The sequence below is a fragment of the Streptomyces sp. NPDC020801 genome, assembly GCF_044334385.1.
Taxonomy (GTDB): domain Bacteria; phylum Actinomycetota; class Actinomycetes; order Streptomycetales; family Streptomycetaceae; genus Streptomyces.
Genome location: NZ_JBIRST010000001.1, coordinates 508,727 through 531,549 on the forward strand (window position 1 = coordinate 508,727; position 22,823 = coordinate 531,549).

Below are 22,823 nucleotides of genomic sequence, written 5' to 3' on the forward strand. Positions count from 1 at the left end.
CCTTGGCCCCGGTCCCGAACGCGAGAGGGCGACGATCACCGGCTGCGGATCAACGGGTCACCGCGTCCGGCACCGGCGTCGCGGGGACGCGAACGGCCGGAGCGGCCGGGCGGCGGTCACGTTCCGTGCCCGGCCGGAGCGGGTGAGGCAGGATGGGGACATGCCGAACCGACTGGCCCATGAGACGTCCCCGTACCTGCTCCAGCACGCCGACAACCCCGTCGACTGGTGGCCCTGGTCGGGCGAGGCCTTCGAGGAGGCCCGCGAACGGGGCGTTCCGGTGCTGCTGAGCGTCGGGTACAGCAGCTGCCACTGGTGCCATGTCATGGCGCACGAGTCCTTCGAGGACCGGGCCACGGCCGACTACCTCAACGAGCACTTCGTCAGCGTCAAGGTGGACCGCGAGGAGCGCCCCGACGTCGACGCCGTCTACATGGAGGCGCTGCAGGCGGCCACCGGGCAGGGCGGCTGGCCGATGACCGTGTTCCTGACCCCTCAGGCCGAGCCCTTCTACTTCGGGACGTACTTCCCGCCCGCGCCCCGGCACGGGATGCCCTCCTTCCGGCAGGTGCTGGAGGGGGTGCGGCAGGCCTGGGCGACGCGGCGGGAGGAGGTCGCCGATGTGGCCGGCAAGATCGTGCGGGATCTCGCGCAGCGGGAGATCGGCCACGGGGGCACCCAGCCGCCCGGTGAGGAGGAGCTGGCACAGGCGCTGCTCGGGCTGACCCGTGAGTACGATCCGCAGCGCGGCGGATTCGGCGGGGCGCCGAAGTTCCCGCCGTCCATGGTGCTCGAGTTCCTGCTGCGCCACCACGCCCGCACCGGCTCCGAGGGCGCGTTGCAGATGGCGCGGGACACCTGCGAGCGGATGGCCCGTGGCGGCATCTACGACCAGCTCGGCGGCGGCTTCGCACGGTACTCCGTCGATCGTGACTGGGTGGTTCCGCACTTCGAGAAGATGCTGTACGACAACGCCCTGCTGTGCCGGGTCTACGCCCATCTCTGGCGTGCCACCGGGTCCGGGCTCGCCCGGCGGGTCGCGCTGGAGACGGCCGACTTCATGGTGCGTGAACTGCGCACGGGGGATGGCGGGTTCGCCTCGGCGCTCGACGCCGACAGCGAAGAGGAGGTGCCGCGCGAAGCGCGTCTTCAGAAGGGTGGAGGTGGGAGACGGGAGGGCGGGACCGGACGGCACGTCGAGGGCGCGTACTACGTCTGGACCCCCGCCCAGCTGCGTGAGGTCCTCGGTGACCAGGACGCCGAACTCGCCGCGGAGTACTTCGGGGTGACCGAGGAGGGCACCTTCGAGGAGGGGGCCTCGGTCCTCCAACTGCCGCAGCGCGACGGAGTGTTCGACGCGGAGCGGGTGGAGTCGGTCAGGCGGCGGCTGTTCGCCGGCCGTGCCGGGCGGCCCGCCCCGGGCCGGGACGACAAGGTGGTCGCCGCCTGGAACGGGCTGGCGATCGCCGCACTCGCCGAGGCCGGCGCCTACTTCGAGCGTCCGGACCTGGTCGAGGCGGCGGTCGGCGCCGCCGACCTCCTCGTGCGGGTGCACATGGACGAGCACGCCGGGCTCTCCCGCACCAGCCGGGACGGCCGGGCCGGGGCCAACGCCGGGGTGCTGGAGGACTACGCCGACGTCGCCGAGGGCTTCCTGGCTCTGGCCTCCGTGACCGGGGAGGGCGTCTGGCTGGAGTTCGCCGGGCTGCTGCTCGGGCATGTGCTGACCCGGTTCGCCGACACGGAGTCGGGCGCGCTCCACGACACCGCGGTCGACGCCGAGCGGCTGATCCGCCGGCCCCAGGACCCCACGGACAACGCCACCCCGTCCGGCTGGACGGCGGCCGCGGGCGCCCTGCTGGGCTATGCGGCCCACACCGGCTCCGAGGTCCACCGCACCGCCGCCGAGCGGGCGTTGGGGGTGGTGCGGGCGCTCGGCCCGCGCGTTCCGCGCTTCATCGGCTGGGGGCTGGCGGTCGCCGAGGCGGTGCTGGACGGTCCGCGCGAGGTCGCGGTCGTGGGCCCGTCCGTGACGGACGAGGCCGCGCGGGCCCTGCACCGTACGGCGCTGCTGGGGACGGCCCCGGGCGCCGTCGTCGCGTACGGCACCGCGCAGAGCGACGAGTTCCCGCTGCTCGCCGACCGTCCTCTCGTCCAGGGCGCACCGGCCGCCTATGTCTGCCGCAACTTCACCTGCGACGCTCCGACGACCGACCCGGAGCGGCTGCGCGCCGCGCTCGGCGGGTGACCCGCGCCGGGGCTGCTCCTTCAGGACCTCGAGAGCCGTAGCCGGGGAGCAGCAGGGCCGGCCGGGCCGTGGCGCTCCACTGCGGCGCCACGGCACGGCTGCGGCCTCCGGGCGGTGGCCCCGGGGCCACCGCCCGGAGGCGACGCCGGCTGCGAGCCGTGAGGAAACAGCAGAGGAGGAACAGCCGGGCACCGCCTGCTCGCATTCGTCGTACTCGACGCAGCGGGCCGCGGCGGGGGTGGACAGCGCGACGATGGCGAGGCGCTCGACAAGGCCTGGCAGGAGCGCGCAGCCGAACACCGTGGGGAGGAGCAGAGCCGGCCCCCGGGCGGTCCAGCGGGTGGGGCGACGTTCGCGCGCCTGCCGCAACCCGAGGTGAAGTTCCGTCATGCCCTCGGTCAACCGGCCCCGACGGCTGCGGTGATCTGGCTGCCGTGCTCAACTCCTCTGGGTGCGCATGCTCAGCGCGCGCTCCACGATCGCCTCGAGCTGGTCGTGGTGGGCGCCCTTCCAGTAGGCGCGCCCGCAGTCGCGGCACTGGGCGAAGACGTCGTAGGTGCGGTGCGTGCCGTGTTCGAGCCGGTCGGCCACCTCGGCCTTGGTGGCATCCCGGAGCAGGCCGTTGCAGGCGGTGCAGCGGGTCCAGGGGCGCAGTTCGGGGTGGAAGCGGTCGAGGACGTCGTGGAGCTGGTCCTCGGGGCGGGTGCTGTAGACGTAGGCGCCCGCCCACAGTTCGCGGCGGCGCAGCAGCCCGCGGTCGCGGCTGAGCATGACCCGCTTCTCGGCCGCGGAGCGGGCCGCGAGTGCCGGGTCGCCGATGTCCGTCGACTCGTAGGCGGTGTCGACGCCGAGCAGGCGCAGGCGGCGGGCGAGGGTGCCCAGGTGCACGTCGAGGAGGAAGCGCAGGGGAGCGCCGGGGACCCGCTGGGGGCGCTCGACGGACCGCACCTCCACCGTCTCCTGCGCCCGCGGGATGTGCGACACCGGCACCTCGCGGCCGTCCACGACCAGCGCGCCCACCTCGGTCAGCGGCACGCCGAGGGACTCCACGACGTGGCCGAGGGTCGAGACGCCGTCGGTGGCGACGGGGGTGGCGCCACGGCGCCGGGCGTGCGGGACGAACAGGCGCAGGCCGGGGGCGAACTCGACGCGGATCTCGGGACCGTTCACCCGGTCAGGATGTCACGCGGGGCGCCTTCGGCCTCAGGTGTTTTTCGGGGGCAGGCCGTGCTCGAGTGCGGTGAGCGCGCGGTCGACGAGGTCCGCGAGGTCCTCCCGGTGGTCGTTCTCCGCCCAGTACAGCGAGGTCTCCATCAGGGCGCCGATGAGGGACATGGCCCAGACCCGTACCTCCAGGCCGTCCGGGTCGCGGCCGGTGCGCTCGCCGATGACGGAGCAGAGCATCCGGCCGGTGACCGACATGCTCTCCATCATCCGGGAGCGAACCGCGGGGACCTCGACCATCAGCCGGGTGCGCAGCCGGGTCACCTCGGGGTCGTCCTCGGCCCCCAGGCCGATGGCCTTGCGCATCACCCGGCGGACGGACTGCGGCCACGGCTCGTTCGCCGGCCGGGCGCGCAGCTCCTCCAGCAGGATCGGGTCGTGCTCGTCCGTGAGGACGATGTCCTCCTTGGTCGGGAAGTACCGGAAGACGGTCGACGGCGACACCTCGGCCCGCTCGGCGATCTGCTCGATCGTCGTGGCGTCGTACCCCTGCTCCTGGACCAGCGAGTACGTCGCCGCGCGGATCGCCTCACGGGTCTTGATCTTCTTGCGCTCGCGCAGGCCCAGCTGGGGGCGGTCGGCGGGGGTCGTGGTGCGTGCGGCCGTCATGACCGTCATTGTCCGGCATCCGGTCGGGGGCTGACCATGACCGGGGCCTGCTCCTCCGCCGTGCCGCGCGCGCCCGCCGGGGCGGGGGCGCCCGGCAGGAACGCGGCCGCGAGCAGCGCGGCCGCCGGCGGCGCGATGCCGCACACCAGCAGCACCAGGCCCACGCCGTGCACATACGCGCCGTTCGCGGAGGCCGCCAGGTGCGTCGGCCGGCCCGCGCCGCGACGAGGTGCGCGGCGACCACCGACTCCCCGGCGGTGTGCGCCGGCGCGCCGGGCTGCCCGGCGGTGTGCGCCGCCGCGCCGGGCTGCCCGGCGACGTCGAGCCGGTCGTGGAAGGCGCCGGCCGGCAGGCTGCCGGGAAGAGAAATGGGAGTGACTCTTGAAAACTTTTCACTGTCAATCACGAGGGGCTTTCGGGCGCACTGAAACGGCCACGGCTCGTGCGAGCCGTGGCCTGGAGGGGGGAGGAGGGGGGAGGAGGGGGGTGGGCGGGGCTATGCGTGCTGGTACGCCACCAGCGAGATGCCGACGTAGTGCACGACGAAGGCGGCCAGTGTGAGGGAGTGGAAGACCTCGTGGAAGCCGAACCAGCGCGGTGACGGGTTCGGCCGCTTGATGCCGTAGACCACCCCGCCCGCGCTGTAGAGGAGGCCGCCGACGATCACCAGGACCAGCACCGCGATACCGCCCGCGTGCATGAAGTCCGGCAGGAAGAAGACGGCCGCCCAGCCCATCGCTATGTAGCAGGGGGTGTAGAGCCAGCGTGGGGCGCCGACCCAGAAGACGCGGAAGACGATCCCCGCCGCGGCCGCGGCCCAGATGCCCCACAGCAGCCACTGGCCCTTGGCGCCGGGCAGGAGCAGCATGGTCAGTGGTGTGTACGTGCCCGCGATGATCAGGAAGATGTTCGCGTGGTCGAGGCGGCGCAGCAGACCGCCCATGCGCGGGCCCCAGTCCCCCCGGTGGTACAGCGCGCTGACGCCGAACAGCAGGCATGCGGTGAGGACGTAGATCCCGCAGGCGATGCGCCCACGGGTTGAGTCGGCGAGCGCGGTGAGGACCAGGCCCGCGACGAGCACGGCCGGAAACATGCCGAGGTGCAGCCAGCCGCGCAGTTTCGGCTTGACCGGATGCGGCAAGGAGCGCGCGACCGGACCGCGGCCGGCGGCCGGCGTGTCCAGAGGCGCGTCGGAGGCGGACGCAGTCATGGCCGCATGGTACCTACGGCACCGTAAGTCGGGTGTGAGTGCGGCACGCTGATCATCACTGATCGGGCGGAACGCAAAAAGACCTTCAGTTGAACCCAACGTGGACGCAAAGAATCACGGAAACCGTGGCGTTCCTCACGTTGCTCACCTGTGATGCCCTCTGGACAGATGGGCACTAAACTCGGATGATCAAATGAGTGCGGTCGGCACCGGATGAGCGGCTACGAAGCATCCGGGTCGCAGCCCCCACGGGGCGACAAGACAAAAATCCCTCATTTAGGAGCAATCGTGGCGCGCGACATCGCGGCTCCCCCCGTCATCCCCACCAACCACCAGGAACTGATCTCGTGGGTCAACGAGATCGCCGAACTGACGCAGCCGGACAACGTGGTCTGGTGTGACGGATCCGAGGCCGAGTACGAGCGACTGTGCGAGGAGCTCGTTCACAAGGGCACCTTCAAGAAGCTCGACCCGATCAAGCGCCCCAACTCCTACTACGCGGCCTCCGACCCGTCCGACGTCGCCCGTGTCGAGGACCGCACCTTCATCTGCTCCGAGAAGGAGGAGGACGCCGGTCCGACCAACCACTGGAAGGCCCCCGCCGAGATGCGGGAGATCTTCCAGGGGGCGGACGGCAAGGGAGGCATCTTCCGCGGCTCGATGAAGGGCCGGACGATGTACGTCGTCCCCTTCTGCATGGGCCCGCTCGGCTCCCCGCTCTCCGCGATCGGCGTGGAGATCACCGACTCCGCCTACGTCGCCGTGTCCATGCGGACCATGACCCGTATGGGCCGGCCTGTGCTGGACGAGCTCGGCGACAGCGGCTTCTTCGTCAGGGCCGTCCACACCCTCGGCGCCCCGCTGGCGGAGGGCCAGGCGGACGTTCCGTGGCCGTGCAACTCCACCAAGTACATCTCGCACTTCCCCGAGACGCGCGAGATCTGGTCCTACGGCTCCGGCTACGGCGGCAACGCGCTGCTCGGCAAGAAGTGCTACGCCCTGCGCATCGCCTCCGTCATGGCCCGGGACGAGGGCTGGCTGGCCGAGCACATGCTGATCCTCAAGCTCACCCCGCCCACCGGTGAGTCCAAGTACGTCGCCGCCGCCTTCCCGAGCGCCTGCGGCAAGACCAACCTCGCCATGCTGGAGCCGACGGTCTCCGGCTGGACGGTGGAGACCATCGGCGACGACATCGCGTGGATGCGGTTCGGCGAGGACGGCCGCCTGTACGCGATCAACCCCGAGGCCGGCTTCTTCGGCGTCGCGCCGGGCACCGGCGAGCACACCAACGCCAACGCGATGAAGACGCTGTGGGGCAACTCCGTATTCACCAACGTGGCGTTGACGGACGACAACGACGTGTGGTGGGAGGGCATGACGGAGGAGACCCCGGCCCACCTCACCGACTGGAAGGGCAACTCCTGGACGCCCGAGTCCGGTACGCCCGCCGCGCACCCCAACGCGCGCTTCACCACGCCGGCCTCGCAGTGCCCGATCATCGCGCCGGAGTGGGAGGACCCCAAGGGCGTGCCGATCTCGGCGATCCTCTTCGGCGGCCGCCGGGCCAGCGCGGTGCCGCTGGTGACCGAGTCCTTCGACTGGAACCACGGCGTCTTCCTCGGCGCCAACGTCGCCTCCGAGAAGACCGCCGCGGCCGAGGGCAAGGTCGGCGAACTGCGCCGCGACCCGTTCGCCATGCTGCCGTTCTGCGGCTACAACATGGGCGACTACATGGGCCACTGGATCGACGTGGCCAAGGGCCGGGACCAGTCCAAGCTGCCGAAGATCTACTACGTCAACTGGTTCCGCAAGAACGACGAGGGCAAGTTCGTCTGGCCCGGCTTCGGCGAGAACAGCCGCGTGCTGAAGTGGATCGTCGACCGGCTGGACGGCAGGGCGGAGGGCGTCGAGACGCCGATCGGCATCCTGCCGGCCAAGGACAGCCTCGACACCAAGGGCCTCCAGCTGTCGCAGTCCGACCTCGACTTCCTGCTCACCGTCGACAAGGACGTGTGGCGCGAGGAGGCGGCCCTGGTTCCCGAGCACCTCAACACCTTCGGCGACCACACGCCCAAGGAGCTGTGGGACCAGTACCGCGCGCTGGTCGAGCGCCTGGGCTGACACCCGCGGAAGCTCCGCGGTCGGCCTCGACTTGCCCTGACCTGCGATGTCGCTCAGGCCGGCCGCGGGAACACCACCCTCACCCTCCGGTCCCGGGCCCGCTCCGTACAACGGCGTACGGGGTGGGCCCGGGCCGGTTTCCGGCGCCCGGGTTTTGCACACGCCACACGCCGCGTTGAAAAGCCGCGTCTGCGGGCAATTCACCTATGGTGATGCCGTGCGCGGAATTCTCCTGGCCGGGGGCACCGGCTCGAGGCTGTGGCCGTTGACCCGTTCGGTGTCGAAGCAATTACTGCCGGTCTTCGACAAGCCGATGGTCTACTACCCGCTTTCCACACTGCTGATGGCCGGTATCCGGGAGATTCTGATCATCACCACCCCGGAAGACCAGTACCAGTTCCGCCGGTTGCTCGGCGACGGCGGTCAACTGGGCCTGCGGCTGGAATACGTGGCACAGGAGCGCCCGGAGGGCATCGCCCAGGCTTTCGTGCTGGGAGCCGACTTCATCGGCGACGAGCCCGTCGCGCTCATTCTGGGCGACAACATCTTCCACGGGACCGGGCTGGGCACACGGCTGGCCCGCTACGACGATCCGAAGGGCGGCAGGGTGTTCGCCCACCAGGTCGCCAACCCCTCCGCGTACGGCGTCGTCGAGTTCGACGAGGAGGGCCGGGTGCTGTCCATCGAGGAGAAGCCGGCCCGGCCGAAGTCCCGGTACGCCGTGCCCGGACTGTACTTCTACGACAACGACGTCGTGGAGATCGCGCGCGGCCTGCGCCCCAGCGCCAGGGGCGAGTTGGAGATCACCGACCTCAACCGGGTCTATCTTGCGGCCGGGGCACTGCACGTCACCCGGCTCGACCGGGGCACCGCGTGGCTGGACACCGGGACCTTCACCTCCATGGTTCAGGCGTCGGAATTCGTCCGGGTGATCGAGGAGCGCCAGGGCTTCAAGGTCGGCTGTATCGAGGAGGCGGCCTGGCGGGCCGGTCTGATCGACGACGACCGGCTCCGGGAATTGGCCCAGCCGCTGCTGAGGAGCGGATACGGCCATTATCTGCTGGGCCTGTTGGAGGATTCCCGGCACCTTGTCGCGCCGCAAAGGAGCGGCGGGGACGCGGGGGCATCGCGTCGCGAAGAACTGCTGCGCGCCGGGCCGGGGACCTTTGTGTGACGGCGGCCTCCTCCTGACTAAAGTCGCGCGGCCGATGTCCCGAAGACACGGACATGATGTTCGGCAATGACAGTTGCGCGGTGGAAGGAGGCGGTCACGTGCGAGCACTGGGCATTGAAGGGTTCTGGGTGGACACACCCACGGTGTTCACGGACAACAGGGGCCGATTCCATGAGTGGTTCAAGGGCGAGAGGTTCCACGATTCTCTTGGCCAGGGGTTCCGTCTCGCGCAGGCCAACTGCTCCCGCTCTGCTCGAGGCACGCTGCGCGGTATCCACTACGCAACGGTTCCACCGGGGCAGGCCAAATACGTGACGTGTGTCAGCGGCGCCGTCCTCGACGTGGTGGTCGACATCCGCACCGGTTCCCCGACTTTCGGGAAATGGGAGGCGGTTCGACTGGACGACACGACACACCGCAGCGTCTACCTCTCGGAAGGACTGGGCCACGCCTTCATGGCGCTGGAGGACAACTCCACGGTCGTCTACCTGTGTTCGGAGGGTTACGCGCCTCAGCGGGAGTTCGGGATCAATCCGCTCGACCCGTCGCTGGCCATCGAGTGGCCCGAGGATCTCCTACCGTGCCTTTCCGACAAGGACGCGGCGGCGCCCACGCTGGAGGAGGCCGAACGGCAGGGTCTGCTGCCTTCCTTCGAGGCCTGCAGTGCGTACCGCAGAAGTCTCGCGGCCGCCGAGTTCCGCTGAGCCGGAATTCTCGGATCTCTCTGCACTGCTTCGGCTCATTTCCGCCACTCGGGTGATCTTGGACTATGCCAGGGGCTGATTCTTAACCATTTCATCCCTGGAAGTGAACAATGGCTCTGCCAGTGGCCGCGGTCGGGCGAGGGCACTCAGCACGTGCGCTTGCAGTGTGGTCACTCCCCAAAGTTTCGCGAGGAAGGTTCTCAGTGAGCCGTAGAACAATGCGAATTTCGCGCGTGAAATCCGCCACCATGGTTTCGGCGGGCGCGCTTGCTGTCGTGCTCAATATCGCCCCGAGCACGGCGGCCATCGCCGACGCAATCCACCGGTCCGGCGGGAACAGCAGTGTGGGGCTGCCTGGCCCGAACGGCGCCGTGAGCGCCGTCCCGCAGAACAAGGCGGTCAAGAGCGACCCGCACGACGACGACGACCGTGGGCCGCAGGGCCCGCGCGGCCGGACCGGCCCGCAGGGCCCGCAGGGTGTCCCGGGAGTCCAGGGCCCGCAGGGCGTAAAGGGTGACAAGGGCGTAAAGGGCGACAAGGGCGACAAGGGCGACACCGGTGTCCAGGGTCCGCAGGGTCCTGGTGGTGTGGGGAGCGGTGGTCCGGGTCCCCAGGGCGTCCAGGGTGCACGGGGTTTCCAGGGTTTCCAGGGTTTCCAGGGCCTCCAGGGCGCCACTGGTCCTTCGGGCCCGCAGGGCAGCATCGGGGTCACGGGCCCGCAGGGCAACACCGGAGCCACCGGTGCCGTTGGTGCGACCGGTCCCATGGGCCCGCAGGGTGCCACGGGTTCGACCGGCCTGACCGGTGCCACGGGTCCGCAGGGCTCGCAGGGCGACGTGGGTGTGCAGGGTCCGCAGGGCTTCCAGGGCGATGTCGGTGTCCAGGGCTCGCAGGGCTTCCAGGGCGATGTCGGTGCGCAGGGCTCGCAGGGCTTCCAGGGCGATGTCGGTGTCCAGGGCTCGCAGGGCTTCCAGGGCGATGTCGGTGTCCAGGGCTCGCAGGGCTTCCAGGGCGATGTCGGTGCGCAGGGCTCGCAGGGCTTCCAGGGCGACGTGGGTGCGCAGGGCTCGCAGGGCTTCCAGGGCGACGTGGGTGCGCAGGGCTCGCAGGGCTTCCAGGGCGATGTCGGTGCGCAGGGTCCGCAGGGCTTCCAGGGCGACGTGGGTGCGCAGGGCTCGCAGGGCTTCCAGGGCTTCCAGGGCAACGTGGGTGTGCAGGGTCCGCAGGGCTTCCAGGGCGACGTGGGTGCGCAGGGCTTGCAGGGCTTCCAGGGCTTCCAGGGCAACGTGGGTGTCCAGGGTCCGCAGGGCTTCCAGGGCAACACCGGGGCCACGGGTGCCACTGGTGCCACCGGTCCTTCGGGCCCGCAGGGCGCCACGGGTGCGAGCGGCCTGACCGGTGCCACGGGTCCGCAGGGCTCGCAGGGTGCCACCGGCAGCACGGGTGCCACCGGCCCGACGGGGCCTCAGGGCGCCACCGGCGCGCAGGGTACTCAGGGCGTGCAGGGTAGTCAGGGCGCCCTGGGTACCACCACCGTCGTGACCGGGCCCCAGGGAACGACGTCGCTCGCCACCTGCACCACGGGCCAGGCCCTCGGCGGCGGGTACCAGGCGGCCGGAGGCTCCGCCGCGAGCGAGAACGAGCCGATCTTCACCGGCACCGGCCCCGCCACGGGGTGGCAGGCCACCTCCAGCGACGGCACACCGCTCCGGGCCTTCGTGATCTGCAGCCCGTGATCCGTGGGGTGAGCGCAGGTGCGGCACCGGCCGCCCTTCCCACCCCGCAAGGAGCGACGGTGCCCCGGGGCTTCGGCCCCGGGGCACCGCCTGTGTTCTGCCCGCGCTTCCGGCGTCGCGGCCGGCACAGCCGACGTCGAATTCGACGACACCAGCCGGAATCCGTCCGGCCTGCCGAGAACACGCAGCGGCCTTGAGTAGCGTGAGGAGCACGTTCCGGCGACCGGGCACATTCCCGGTTCCGCAGGCCGGGCGGTAATAAAATCGGAGAGTCATGCGTATCCTTGTGACCGGCGGCGCCGGATTCATCGGTTCGGAATACGTCCGCCAACGGCTGGGATCCGACCCGGCGGTGCGGATCACCGTTCTCGACAAACTCACGTATTCGGGAGTCGAGGCCAATCTGGCGCCGGTGGCGGAGCACTCGGATTTCATTTTCGTCCGGGGCGACATCTGTGACCCGGACGTGGTGGACCAGGTGATGGCGGGCCAGGACGCGGTGGTCCATTTCGCCGCCGAGTCGCATGTGGACCGGTCGATCGACGGCGCCGGCCCGTTCGTCCGAACGAATGTGATGGGCACCCAGGTGCTGCTGGACGCGGCCCGCCGACACCGCGTCGGCCGCTTCGTCCATGTGTCCACGGACGAGGTATACGGCTCGATCAGCGAGGGCTCGTGGACCGAGGAGTGGCCGCTCGCGCCGAACTCCCCGTACTCCGCCTCGAAGGCCGCCTCCGACCTGATGGCGCTCGCCTACCACCGCACCCACGGCCTGGACGTCGTGGTCACCCGGTGCTCCAACAACTACGGGCCGTACCAGTTCCCCGAGAAGGTCGTTCCGCTCTTCATCACCAACCTGCTCGACGGAAGGACGGTCCCCCTGTACGGGGACGGCCGCAACATCCGCGACTGGCTGCACGTCTCCGACCACTGCCGGGGCATCGACCTGGTCCTGCGCGGAGGCACGGGCGGGGAGGTCTACCACATCGGCGGCGGGACGGAGGTGAGCAACCACAAGCTCACCGGCCTGCTGCTGGACGCGGTCGGCGCGGACTGGGACCGGGTCGAGCACGTGGCCGACCGCAAGGGCCACGACCTGCGCTACTCGCTGGACGACAGCAAGATCCGCGAGCAGCTCGGATACGTCCCGCAGACGGACTTCGCCGAGGGCCTGGCCGCCACGGTCTCCTGGTACCGCGCACACCGCTCCTGGTGGGAGCCGCTCAAGGAGAGGGCCGAGCTGCGATGAGCACCGGGTGGCTGGTGACCGGTGCCCGCGGGCTCCTGGGGCGGGAGGTGCTGGCCGACCTCGCCGCCGACCCGGACGCCGTGGTGACGGGACTGGGCCGTGACCAGCTGGACATCACCGACCCGACCGCCGTGCGCGCGGCCGTCACGGGCAGGCGCGTGGTCGTCAACTGCGCCGCCTGGACGGACGTCGACGGCGCCGAGCGGTCCGAGGCCGCGGCCACGGCCGTGAACGGCACCGGCGTCCGCCATCTGGCCCGGGCCTGCGCGGACAGCGGCGCGGTCCTGCTGCACGTCTCCACCGACTACGTGTTCCCGGGCGACAGCCGTGGGCCCTGTCCCGAGGACGCGCCGACGGGGCCCGTCAACGCCTACGGGCGCAGCAAACTGGCCGGGGAGCGGGCCGTCGCCGAACTGCTGCCGCACACCGGCTACATCGTGCGCACCGCCTGGCTCTACGGCGCGCACGGCCGCAACTTCGTGGTCACCATGCTGGAACTCGCGGCCCGGCGCGAGACCCTGGACGTGGTGGCCGACCAGCACGGCCAGCCGACCTGGTCGCGCGCGCTGGCCCGGCAGCTGGCCGCCCTGGGCCGGGCGGCCCTGGCCGGGCGGGCGCCGGCGGGCATCTACCACGGCACGGCGGCCGGCCACACCACGTGGTACGGCCTGGCACGGGAGACCTTCCGCCTCGCCGGCCTGGACCCGGAGCGGATCCGCCCGGTCGGCTCGGAGCAGTTCCCGCGCCCGGCCGCGCGCCCGGCGTTCGGCGTCCTCGGCCACGGCAACTGGGCCCGGTGCGGCCTCGTACCCCTCCCACGGTGGGACGACCAGCTGGCCGCGGCCCTCGCCGCGCCCTCCTTCGCCGCCCTGGCCGCCGAAGCCCGCGCGAGGGGCGCCCGACTGCCGGCCTGACCGGCGAGAGCCTGTCCCCGGACACCGGGGCGCCCCCGCGCAACCCGACGGTCCGCGGGGGCGCCCTTTTCGTGTGCCCGTCCTGGTACACCTAGACCAGCAGCGGTCCTCCGCTCCGTTCGGCGCCCTCCTTCATCGCGATGAGGTTGGCGACGACGTAGGAGATGTTGTTCCGGGAGTGCCACTCGGTAGGGAAGTAGGTCACCAGCCGCGACGACTGGAACCTGGCCTGGATCTCGGGCACGAAGGCTCGGTACTGGTTGTCCGTGTAGTACCAGAAGGAGTTCTCGTTGTAGAAGGCGACGTGGGTCGGGTCCTGGTACGCGCCGCGGCCGTCGGAACTGGGCGTCATGGTCAAAAGCATGCCGCCGGGGGCCAGCAGCCGGTACAGCTCGTTGATCAGCGGGATCTTCGCGGGCACGTGCTCGAGGAAGTCGACCGCCCGCATCAGGCCGACCGAGTCGTCGGGCAGGTCCAGCTTCTCGGGCAGGGTCGCGACGATGTCGACGCCGTCTCCGGGGTACTGGTCCACGCCCAGATAGCCGGGCGGCTTGCGGTGGGCCGCGCCGAGGTCCAGTGCGAGCAGTCCGCGCCGGTGCGTCCAGGCCAGGGCGTTGGCCTCGATGTACTTGTCGTAGAGGGCGACCGTCTCGCGCTGGATGTGCGCGTTGATCTCCGGGTCGCGCTGGGTGTTCGCGGGGTGCATCCGCTGCAGGTACAGGCAGCGGGGGATGTGGTGGAAGTCGCCGATGTGGAACAGACGGCACATCAGGTCCTGGTCGTCCAGCACCGTGCGTGTGGCGTCGTACCCGCCGGCCTGCTCGTAGCTCTCCTTGCGGAAAGCCCGCACGTGGTTCGGCGCGTACCAGATGTAGGAGACGTTGTGCGGCGTCGGTTCCATGGAGACGGCCTGGAGCAGTTTGCGGCCGTCGACGCGCACGTCCTCGTACCGCCAGCCGTGCGCCTCGTTGAAGCGGGTGTCGTCCCGCTTGCCGGCCTCGGTGATCTGGGCGGTGTTGCTGTAGACGAGAACGGCCTCGGGGTGCGCGTCGAACGCCTTGGCCAGCTCCGCCAGGCACGGCTTCGCCAGGAGGTCGTCGTGGTCGAGTTCGACGAGGATCTCACCGCGTGCCAGTTCGCAGGCCCTGCGCTTGGCCGCCCCGACGCCGCGGATGTTGTCCGCGATCTCCACACGGACCCGCTCGTCGGGCCGCTCCGGCCGCCACCGGGCGCCGTTGTTGAGCAGCACGACCCACTCCCAGTCCGGATAGGTCTGCGCCTGCATGGCCTTGAGACACTCATCGAGGAAACGGGGCTGATGGCTGGGGGTGAAGACGGAGAACCTTGGTGTTGCGGTCGAGGTCATCGGGGAGCACCTGCCTGGCTCGATGTCGGTGTGGGGCTTACGTCGTCCCGGAAGGGTTCCGGCACCTGGGAGTGCAGCGAGGGATCGGCCGCCACGGCCCGGCGGAACTCGTCCCCGGCCTGGTCGTCACGGTCCTTGCGCGCGAGGATCAGGCCGAGTTGGAGATGGGCCGTGGCGGCGTTGGGCCGGGCGGCGATGGCACGCGCCAGCAGTCCCATGGCCCGGTCGGGGTCGCTCGACTTCAGCAGGAGTGCCTCGTTGTACAGGGCCGAGGCGTACTTCGGATCGATCTTCAACGCCTTGTCGTAGGCCTTGCGGGCGTCGGTCGTCCTGCCCTCCTGCTGCGCGATGACCCCCAGGTTGTACCAGGCGACCTTGTTGTGCGGCTCAATTTCCAGCACACGGCGGTACGTTCGGGCCGCCCCGGCAAAGTCGTGGTACTGCGACTGCAGGTTCGCGGCCTGCAAAAGGGTGGCCGCCTCTTGGGGCTTGCGGGCCGCCGACGCGTTCTTCGGTTCCGGGAACGCGGCCGGGTGGGAATTCATCGCCCAGACGGTCACCCCGGTGGCAAGCGCTGCCGTTCCGGCGAGTCCTGCCCACAATCTCCTACGTTTCACTCCACCGACGTTACGAGTCCACTCCGTTGTGGCGGCCATTCAGCGGGCGCTTGGAGTCGTGGACCACTCGAATGTACGCAGGAGAAGTGCCTTTCGGTACGGGTTTTGTTCTCCAATTCCATGTTTTCATCGGTTAATTGGGTGGCTCATTCGTCAATTGACCGGTCGGCAGCCAACGGCCGTGACCGGGACCGCTCCCCGCGGTGGCGGCCCCGACGAAGCGCACAGCCGTGGCACCGGCCGGTGTGGCCGATGGTGCTGCCGGTGGCCGTGCCGTTCGTGGTTCTGGCGGTGGCCGTGCCGTTCGTGGTTCTGGCGGTGGCCGTGCCGTTCGTGGTTCCGGCGGTGGTCCTCGGCCTCGGGCCTTCAGCCGGCCGCGCTGCTCTCGGGCAGGGCCCGTTCCAGCAGCAGTGTGTCGACCCAGCGGCCGTGCTTGTGTCCGACGGCGGTCAGGCGGCCGGCGTCGGTGAAACCGAGACGGCGGTGCAGTGCGGCCGACGCGTCGCTGCCGGTGTCCGCGATCACCGCGATCATCCGCCGGACCCCGGCCCGTACGCACTCCTCGATCAGTTCGGTGAGCAGCGCACCGCCGAGCCCGCGCCCCGTGGCGTCCGGCGCGAGGTACACGGTGTCCTCCACGGTGTGCCGGTAGGCCGGCTTGGGCCGCCAGGGCCCGGCGTACGCGAATCCCACGACCCGCCCCGCCTCCTCGGCGACGAGGAAGGGCAGTCCGCACGCGGCGAGTTCGCCGAGTTTGAGCTCCCATTCCGCGAGCGGCCGCGGTGCCTCGTCGAAGGTGGCGACGCTGTGCAGGACGTAGTGGCGGTAGATGCCGGCGACGGCGGCGAGGTCCGCGGGACCGGCGGGCCGGACCGTGGCGGGGGCGGTGGCGTCGGTCATGGGTCCCTTCCTGCCAAGCCGGCGCAGGTGTATGGCGCCCGGTCCGCGCGTCGCTGCGGGTGCACGCGGACCGGGGCCGTTCAAGGAGCCCTCGCATCGAGGGCTAGGGGGTGGCGCCACTCAGGCTCTGCGGCTCCTCCTGGGCGGTGGCCGCGTGGGCGTCCATCCGCTCGGCCGCGAGGATGGCCGCCGCCGTGTCCGCGCGGGACGCGGCGACGACGAGCGCGCGTCCGGCGAGCGCGTGCGCCCGCCGGTGCAGGTCCGGGGACCGGGGGCCGCCGTCGACGGTCCCGCCGGCCGTGGACGCGCGGACCGGCGGGCGACCGCCTCGCAGCCGGCTCACCTGTCCGGCCAGTCGCTCGGCCGCCGTGTCCAGCTCGGCGGAGGGGCTCAGCGCGCGCAGCTCGTCCGTGACGGCGAGCAGGGCCGCGAGATGGCCCGCGAGCTGGATGTCCAGCTCCTCCTCGCGGGAGCGGTGCGGGAAGTCGGAGGTGGTGCCGGCCATCGTGGTGTGGACCGACTTGCTGCGGATCGGTTCGTACATGGGATGGCCTCCTGTGCGCTGACAGAAGGCATCCTAGCTTAGAATTCGTCTAAAGTTGAGCCGGTTCGCGGAACCGGACCGTAACCGCACCGAGGGTGAGCGTCAGGGCTGGCCGTAGCCGTCCAGGAAGTTGCCGATCCGGGTCACCGCGTCCCGCAGATCGCCGACGGTGGGAAGGGTCACGACCCGGAAGTGGTCCTGCTCGGGCCAGTTGAAGCCAGTGCCCTGGACGACCATGATCTTCTCGCGGCGCAGCAGGTCCAGGACCATCCGCCGGTCGTCCTTGATCTTGAAGACCTTGGGGTCGAGCCGGGGGAAGAGATACAGCGCCCCCTTCGGCCGCACGCACGTCACGCCCGGGATCTGTGTGAGCAGCTCGTAGGCGACGTCCGCCTGCTCCTTCAGCCGCCCGCCGGGCAGCACCAGGTCGTTGATCGACTGCCGTCCGCTGAGCGCCGCGACCACGCCGTGCTGGCCCGGCATGTTGGCGCACAGCCGCATGTTGGCCAGGATCGTCAGGCCCTCGATGTAGGAGTCGGCGTGCGCGCGCGGGCCGGAGATCGACATCCAGCCGACCCGGTAGCCGGCCACCCGGTACGCCTTGGACATGCCGTTGAAGGTGAGGGTCAGCAGGTCGGGGGCGACCTTCGCGGTCGGGGTGTGGGTGGCGCCGTCGTAGAGGATCTTGTCGTAGATCTCGTCCGAGCAGACCAGCAGGTTGTGCCGGCGGGCGATGTCGGTCAGCCCCTTGAGGACGGCCTCGTCGTACACCGCGCCCGTCGGGTTGTTCGGGTTGATGATGACGATCGCCTTGGTGCGGTCGGTGACCTTGCGCTCCACGTCCGCGAGGTCGGGCATCCAGTCGGACTGCTCGTCGCAGCGGTAGTGGACGGCGGTGCCGCCGGACAGGGAGACGGCGGCGGTCCACAGCGGGTAGTCCGGCGCCGGTACGAGGACCTCGTCGCCGTCGTCCAGCAGTCCCTGCATCGCCATCACGATCAGCTCGGAGACGCCGTTGCCGATGAAGACGTGTTCGACGTCCGTCTCGATGCCGAGGGTCTGGTTGTGCATGACGACCGCGCGCCGTGCGGCAAGCAGGCCCTTGGCGTCGCCGTAGCCGTGGGCCGTGGAGACGTTGCGGAGGATGTCCTCCAGGATTTCCGGCGGGCACTCGAAGCCGAACGCGGCCGGGTTGCCCGTGTTCAGCTTCAGGATGCGGTGACCGGCCGCCTCGAGCCGCATCGCCTCCTCGAGTACCGGACCCCGGATCTCGTAACAGACGTTGGCGAGCTTGGTCGACTGGATCACCTGCATATCAGGGAGCTTACGGCCGGGTAATGCCCGTTGGCTCGTGTTTTCCGCCACGTGAGACGCGTCGGAATGGTCCTTTGTGGCCGTCTGCTGTCTCATCCGCCCCTGTGGTCCCTATGATTTCCGGCCATGCCCATGTCTCCCGACGTCCACGGTCTGCCCGGCCCGGCCGGCGAGCCCCAGGGGCCGCCGAACGTGTACCAGCCGCCGGCCCCGACGCCTGTGGCGTACGACGAGTACGCCGACCCGGCGCTCGCCCACGGGTGGCAGAACGCGTACGACGAGACCCGCGAGCTGCCCATGGTCCAGGCCGGCCCCCCTCCGGCGCAGCGGGCGGCCCCGGTGGCCCCGGCTGCGTACGAGGACGGACGGGGCCCGGGGCAGGGCGCCGGGCCCCGGATACGCCGGGCCAGGGAGCGGCGCGGTGCGCGGCGTTCCCGGCGTGCGGTGGTCGCCGCCGGGGCGGTGGGCGTCGTGTCCCTCGCCGTGGTCGCCGCTCTCGGCTCGTCGCCGGACGGCTCGCAGGGCGGGCAGGACCGTACGCGGCCCACGGCCGGCGCGGACACCCCGGCGGACGGCAGCCCGGACGCCTCCGCGTCCTCGCAGCCGGCCGCCGCCCCGGACGCCGCCCGCGCCTCGGAGACCGGCGGGCCGTCCGCCACCGCCACGCCGGGCACCGGCCCCGCGGCCCCGCGAAGCGCCTCGGCGGCCCAGGAGCGCCGTGCGGCGCCCTCGGGGCCGTCGTCGGGCACCGCCCCGGCCGCCACCACGGCACCGATCCCCACCACGGCGACGCCGGCTCCGGAGGGTCCCGGCAAGGGGCATGGCAGGGGCGGCCCCTGGCGCCCCAGATAGCGCCGACGGCTTCTTGTGGCCACCCCCTCACGCCATCAGAATGCACATGACAAGACAGGCGACCGGAAGATCTCCGGTCGCTCGTGTCTGCAGAGGGGACCCCCACATGAACAAGCCTCTCCTTGCCGCGCTCGCGACCCTGGTGATCACCGGGGCGGGCATGGCACCCGCGGCCGCCGCCACCGCGACCCAGGTCGCGGGGACGAAGGCGGCCGGCGGGACCGGCGGCGCGGCCCCCGCGCTCAGGGCCGTGGACTTCGCCGGCACCGTCGCGCTGAGCAACTGCTCCGGCTCGGTGATCCGCTTCCCCAACTCCGCGGACGGCGACCCGGCGCTGGTGCTCACCAACGGCCACTGCCTGGAAACCGGCTTCCCGTCGCCGGGCGAGGTCATCGTCGACCAGGCCTCCAGCCGCTCCTTCGGCCTGCTCAACTCCTCCGGCAGCCGGGTCGGCACGCTCCGCGCGAGCAAGGTCGCCTACTCGACCATGACCGACACGGACGTCACGATCTACCAGCTCACCCGCACCTACGCGCAGATCAGAAGCTCCTACGGCATCAGCGCGCTGACCGTGAGCGACACCCACCCGGTCGCCGGCACCGCCATCAAGGTGGTCTCCGGCTACTGGAAGCGGATCTACAGCTGCAGCATCGACGGGTTCGTCTACCGACTGAAGGAGGGCGACTGGACCTGGAAGGACTCCGTCCGCTACACCTCCGCCTGCAACACCATCGGCGGCACGTCCGGCTCGCCCGTCGTCGACAACGCCACCGGCAAGGTGGTCGCCGTCAACAACACCGGCAACGAGGACGGCGAGCGCTGCACCGTGAACAACCCCTGCGAGGTGGACGCCGACGGCACCGTCACCGTCCGCCAGGGCATCAACTACGCCGAGGAGACCTACCAGATCCCCGCCTGCTTCGGCGCGGGCAACAAGCTGAACCTGAGCGCGAGCGGCTGCGTCCTGCCCAGGCCGTAGCCGGGCAGCAGTGCCGTGCGGCGGGCGGTCACACCGGAGTCCGGCGGACCGCCCGTCCCGCCAGCACATCCGTGCGCCGCCCGTCCTCGATCACGAACCGCCCGTCGATCAGCACGTACTCGATCCCCGTCGGCAGCGCGCGCGGCCGTTCGAAGGTCGAGCCCGGCGCGATGGTGGCCGGGTCGAAGAGGACCAGGTCGGCCCGGTAACCCTCGCGGACCACGCCCCGGTCCGGCAGCCGCAGCCGGGCCGCCGGGCGCCCGGTGAGGTGTGCGACGCACTCCTCCAGCGACAGCACGCCCAACTCCCGCACGTACCGCCCCAGATACCGCGGGAAGGTGCCGTAGGCCCGTGGATGCGGCTTGGCGCCCTGGAGGATGCCGTCGGAGCCGCCGGTGTGGACGCGGTGGCGCATGATCGCCCGTACGTTCTCCTCGTGGCCCACGTGCTGGAGGATCGTGGTGCCGAGCCGGTCCTCGACCAGGAGGCGGCGGGCGGTGGCCCAGGGCGCCTCGCCGCGCCGGGCGGCCGACTCGCCGACCGTGCGGCCGACGTACCCGGCGAGCGCGGGGTCGGTGACCCCGGAGATCTCGATCGTCCCCCACTCCACGGGCACGCCGTGGCAGCCGTCCGAGCCGGTGACCTCCAGATGGTGGCGGATCCGCGCCGCGGTGGCCTCCTCGCTCAGCCGCCCGAGAACCTGCTGCGGGCCGCCCTCGCTCGCCCAGCTCGGCAGCAGGGCGGCCAGGGTGGTGCAGCCGGGCGTGTAGGGGTAGGTGTCGAGGGTGATGTCGGCGCCGGTCGCGAGCGCGTCGTCCAGCAGCGCCAGCAGTTCGGGGGCGCGGCCCTTGTTGGGGCCGAAGTTCATGGTGGCGTGCGCGAGATGCAGCGGACAGCCCGCCGCGCGGGTCAGGGCCACCATCTCCCCGTACGCCTCCAGCGCGCCCGCTCCGTAACTGCGGTGGTGCGGGCAGTAGTAGCCGCCGTGGGCCGCCACCACCCGGCACAGTTCGGTGAGTTCGGCGTCCGTGGCGTACATCCCGGGCGTGTAGGTGAGCCCGGATGACATGCCGACGGCGCCCTGTTCCAGGCCCTCGGCCACCAACTGCCGCATCCGGCCGAGCTCTTCGGCTGTGGCGGCGCGGTCCTCCCAGCCGACCGCGAGTGCCCGCACCGTGCCCTGCGGGATCAGATAGGCCGCGTTGACGGCGATGCCCTCGCCGTCGAAACCGTGGTCGAGCCGGTCCAGGTACTCGCCCACCGTCCGCCAGCTGAAGTCGATGTCCTCGCCGTACCCGTTCCAGCCGGTGATCGCCCGGCGCACCTCGGCGAGCGTACGGTCGTCGACCGGCGCGTACGAGAGCCCGTCCTGCCCGATCACCTCCAGTGTCACGCCCTGCGCGGCCTTGGCGCTGTGCTCGGGGTCGCGCAGCAGGGCCAGGTCGCTGTGGGCGTGCATGTCGATGAAGCCGGGGGAGAGGATGAGGCCCTCCGCGTCCAGCTCGCGCCTGGCCCGGGGGCGCTGGCAGCCGGCCGCCGCGGCCTCCTTGACGATCGAGACGATCCGGCCGCCCTTGACCGCCACGTCCGCGCGGTAGGAAGGGGCGCCGGTGCCGTCGGCCACGTCCGCGTCGCGGATGGCGAGATCGGCGAGATCGGCGAGCTCGACCGGATCCATTGAGGCGCCTCCTCCTGGACGTACGTGCGGATCTGAAAGCCCGTGCGGATCTAGAAGTACGTGCGGATGTAGTCGACGACGGTCCCGTCCGCCTCCGCCACCGGGATCAGCTGCCACTTGTCGAAGGAGGTGCACGGGTGGGAGAGACCGAGACCGACCCAGTCGCCCACCTCCACATCGGCCTCCGGCGTCGTGCGCAGCCAGGCGTGCTGGTCGGACAGGCCGGTGACCGAGACACCCGTCGCCGGGCGCTCGGTGCCGTCCCTGCGTACCACCTGGGCGACGGGCAGGTCGAGGTCGTGGGCCGCGTCACGCTTGCCCGCGTTGGCGAAGGCCTGCTCGGGGGAGGGGCGGGAGACGACCTGCGCCCAGAGCCGGAAGGCGGGCTCCAGGGTGCCCTCCGCGGGGGCGCGGTTGAACGGGGTGATCCTGCGGTAGTGCCCGTCGTCGTGCGAGACGTACGCGCCCGAGCGGAGCAACTTCAGTACGGGCAGGGAGAGTTCGGGGATCCCGGCGAACACGTCGGCCACCGCGTCGAACCAGGCGCTGCCGCCCGCGCTCACCACGATCTCCTCCAGGCCCGCCGCGGAGAAGCGGCCCGCCTTGTCGAAGTCGACGGCGAGCGCGACCAGCCGGCGCAGCCAGGCGTGCACCCGCTCCGGGTCGGCCTGCGGGACCTCGCCCTCGTACCCGGCGACCCCGACCAGCCGCAGGGCCGGCGCGGCGGCCACGGCGTCCGCGACCGCCGCGCACTCGGCCTCCGTGCGCACACCGGTCCTGGCACCCTCCCCGGCGGCCAGCTCGACGACGACGTCCACCGGGCGCGCGGTGCCCGCCAGCGCCGTGTCCATCAGCTCCACCCCGCGCACGGAGTCGACGTAGCAGATGAGCCGGAAGGACGGGTCGGCGGCGAGCTCGGAGGCGGCCCAGCGCAGGGCGGCCGGGTCGGTCAGCTCGTTGGCCAGGAAGATCCGCCGGACGCCGAAGGCCCGCGCCACGCGCACCTGGTGCGGCACGGCGAGCGTGATGCCCCACGCCCCGTACTCGATCTGCCGGTGGAAGAGCTGGGGCGCCATGGAGGTCTTGCCGTGCGGGGCGAAGGCCAGGCCGTGGCGGGCCGCGTACGTCTCCATCAGCTTCAGGTTGTGCTCCAGGCGCTCGGCGGACAGCGCGAGCACGGGCGTGGTGAAACCGCCGGTGAAGAGGTTGCGGCGCTGGGCGGCCAGCTCGCCGACGGTCAGGCCGTCCGCGTCCGGGGGAAGGCCCTTGAAGCGGTGGTCGACGCGTTCCTCGGCCAGCCGGGCGAGCGCTTCCGTGCGCATGGACCCTCCTTCTACGGCGTTGCAATATATGCAACGGTCATTGCGTGTGGCGCTTACTGGTG

The 22,823-nt window shown here is 71.2% G+C and carries 19 protein-coding genes and 1 pseudogene; 9 read left to right on the plus strand and 11 right to left on the minus strand.

The features are described from left to right. Positions 1-160: 160 nt before the first annotated feature. Positions 161-2,248: a thioredoxin domain-containing protein gene (locus tag ACH4UM_RS02440; protein WP_398172655.1), complete on the plus strand. Its 2,088-nt coding sequence runs from the start codon at positions 161-163 to the stop codon at positions 2,246-2,248. A gap of 438 nt (positions 2,249-2,686) precedes the next feature. On the opposite strand, the gene ACH4UM_RS02445 is transcribed toward ACH4UM_RS02440, so the two are convergent. The 4 genes and pseudogenes from ACH4UM_RS02445 to ACH4UM_RS02460 form a co-directional block, all read right to left on the minus strand. Then, the gene (locus ACH4UM_RS02445) at positions 2,687-3,418 is read right to left on the minus strand and encodes a Mut7-C RNAse domain-containing protein (RefSeq protein WP_398172657.1); all 732 of its coding nucleotides are present in this window, start codon (positions 3,416-3,418) and stop codon (positions 2,687-2,689) included. A gap of 33 nt (positions 3,419-3,451) precedes the next feature. Beyond that, positions 3,452-4,090 (minus strand): TetR/AcrR family transcriptional regulator, encoded by a 639-nt coding sequence (locus ACH4UM_RS02450; RefSeq protein WP_398172659.1) that lies wholly within the window; start codon positions 4,088-4,090, stop codon positions 3,452-3,454. Next, a pseudogene (locus ACH4UM_RS02455) lies at positions 4,087-4,451 on the minus strand (MFS transporter); the annotation flags it as partial. The pseudogene ACH4UM_RS02455 and the gene ACH4UM_RS02450, both read right to left, overlap by 4 nt. A gap of 126 nt (positions 4,452-4,577) precedes the next feature. After that, entirely contained in the window at positions 4,578-5,291 is a 714-nt protein-coding gene (locus tag ACH4UM_RS02460) for a hemolysin III family protein (RefSeq protein ID WP_398172661.1), read from the minus strand. A 288-nt stretch (positions 5,292-5,579) separates the two neighbouring features. Between ACH4UM_RS02460 and ACH4UM_RS02465 the strand changes: the two genes are divergently transcribed. From ACH4UM_RS02465 to rfbD, 6 genes are all read left to right on the plus strand, one after another. Further along, positions 5,580-7,412 (plus strand): phosphoenolpyruvate carboxykinase (GTP), encoded by a 1,833-nt coding sequence (locus ACH4UM_RS02465; protein WP_398172663.1) that lies wholly within the window; start codon positions 5,580-5,582, stop codon positions 7,410-7,412. Between the two features lie 217 nt (positions 7,413-7,629). Further along, positions 7,630-8,586 carry a glucose-1-phosphate thymidylyltransferase RfbA gene (rfbA, locus tag ACH4UM_RS02470; protein ID WP_398172665.1) on the plus strand — a complete coding sequence of 319 codons (957 nt, stop codon included), beginning with the start codon at positions 7,630-7,632 and terminating at the stop codon, positions 8,584-8,586. Between the two features lie 98 nt (positions 8,587-8,684). Continuing rightward, on the plus strand, positions 8,685-9,290 hold the full coding sequence (rfbC, locus tag ACH4UM_RS02475; RefSeq protein ID WP_398172667.1) for a dTDP-4-dehydrorhamnose 3,5-epimerase: 606 nt from the start codon (positions 8,685-8,687) through the stop codon (positions 9,288-9,290). Between the two features lie 233 nt (positions 9,291-9,523). After that, on the plus strand, positions 9,524-11,026 hold the full coding sequence (locus ACH4UM_RS02480; protein ID WP_398172669.1) for a collagen-like protein: 1,503 nt from the start codon (positions 9,524-9,526) through the stop codon (positions 11,024-11,026). A 274-nt stretch (positions 11,027-11,300) separates the two neighbouring features. Continuing rightward, the gene (gene rfbB / locus ACH4UM_RS02485) at positions 11,301-12,275 is read left to right on the plus strand and encodes a dTDP-glucose 4,6-dehydratase (RefSeq protein ID WP_398172671.1); all 975 of its coding nucleotides are present in this window, start codon (positions 11,301-11,303) and stop codon (positions 12,273-12,275) included. Beyond that, positions 12,272-13,189 (plus strand): dTDP-4-dehydrorhamnose reductase, encoded by a 918-nt coding sequence (gene rfbD, locus ACH4UM_RS02490; protein ID WP_398172676.1) that lies wholly within the window; start codon positions 12,272-12,274, stop codon positions 13,187-13,189. The genes rfbB and rfbD overlap by 4 nt, the downstream gene beginning before the upstream one ends. Positions 13,190-13,280: 91 nt before the next feature. Here the strand turns inward: rfbD and ACH4UM_RS02495 are convergent, their stop codons facing one another. The 5 genes from ACH4UM_RS02495 to ACH4UM_RS02515 form a co-directional block, all read right to left on the minus strand. Then, positions 13,281-14,555, minus strand: a complete 1,275-nt coding sequence (locus ACH4UM_RS02495) for a glycosyltransferase (RefSeq protein WP_398172678.1) — start codon at positions 14,553-14,555, stop codon at positions 13,281-13,283. Then, on the minus strand, positions 14,552-15,100 hold the full coding sequence (locus tag ACH4UM_RS02500; RefSeq protein ID WP_398172680.1) for a tetratricopeptide repeat protein: 549 nt from the start codon (positions 15,098-15,100) through the stop codon (positions 14,552-14,554). The genes ACH4UM_RS02495 and ACH4UM_RS02500 overlap by 4 nt, the downstream gene beginning before the upstream one ends. 438 nt (positions 15,101-15,538) lie before the next feature. Beyond that, the gene (locus ACH4UM_RS02505; protein WP_398172682.1) at positions 15,539-16,072 is read right to left on the minus strand and encodes a GNAT family N-acetyltransferase; all 534 of its coding nucleotides are present in this window, start codon (positions 16,070-16,072) and stop codon (positions 15,539-15,541) included. 103 nt (positions 16,073-16,175) lie between these two features. Continuing rightward, complete coding sequence (locus ACH4UM_RS02510; RefSeq protein ID WP_398172684.1) at positions 16,176-16,616, minus strand: hypothetical protein; 441 nt, start codon at positions 16,614-16,616, stop codon at positions 16,176-16,178. Between the two features lie 102 nt (positions 16,617-16,718). Further along, the gene (locus tag ACH4UM_RS02515; protein WP_398172686.1) at positions 16,719-17,930 is read right to left on the minus strand and encodes a pyridoxal phosphate-dependent aminotransferase; all 1,212 of its coding nucleotides are present in this window, start codon (positions 17,928-17,930) and stop codon (positions 16,719-16,721) included. Between the two features lie 126 nt (positions 17,931-18,056). Between ACH4UM_RS02515 and ACH4UM_RS02520 the strand changes: the two genes are divergently transcribed. Then, entirely contained in the window at positions 18,057-18,782 is a 726-nt protein-coding gene (locus ACH4UM_RS02520; protein ID WP_398172688.1) for a hypothetical protein, read from the plus strand. A gap of 106 nt (positions 18,783-18,888) precedes the next feature. Then, entirely contained in the window at positions 18,889-19,761 is an 873-nt protein-coding gene (locus tag ACH4UM_RS02525) for a serine protease (protein WP_398172690.1), read from the plus strand. A 28-nt stretch (positions 19,762-19,789) separates the two neighbouring features. Here ACH4UM_RS02525 and ACH4UM_RS02530 read toward each other — a convergent pair whose 3' ends face one another. Then, on the minus strand, positions 19,790-21,439 hold the full coding sequence (locus ACH4UM_RS02530) for an amidohydrolase family protein (RefSeq protein WP_398172692.1): 1,650 nt from the start codon (positions 21,437-21,439) through the stop codon (positions 19,790-19,792). 50 nt (positions 21,440-21,489) lie between these two features. Beyond that, positions 21,490-22,761, minus strand: coding sequence for an amino acid deaminase (locus ACH4UM_RS02535; RefSeq protein ID WP_398172694.1), 1,272 nt, complete (start codon positions 22,759-22,761; stop codon positions 21,490-21,492). Between the last annotated feature and the right edge of the window lie 62 nt (positions 22,762-22,823).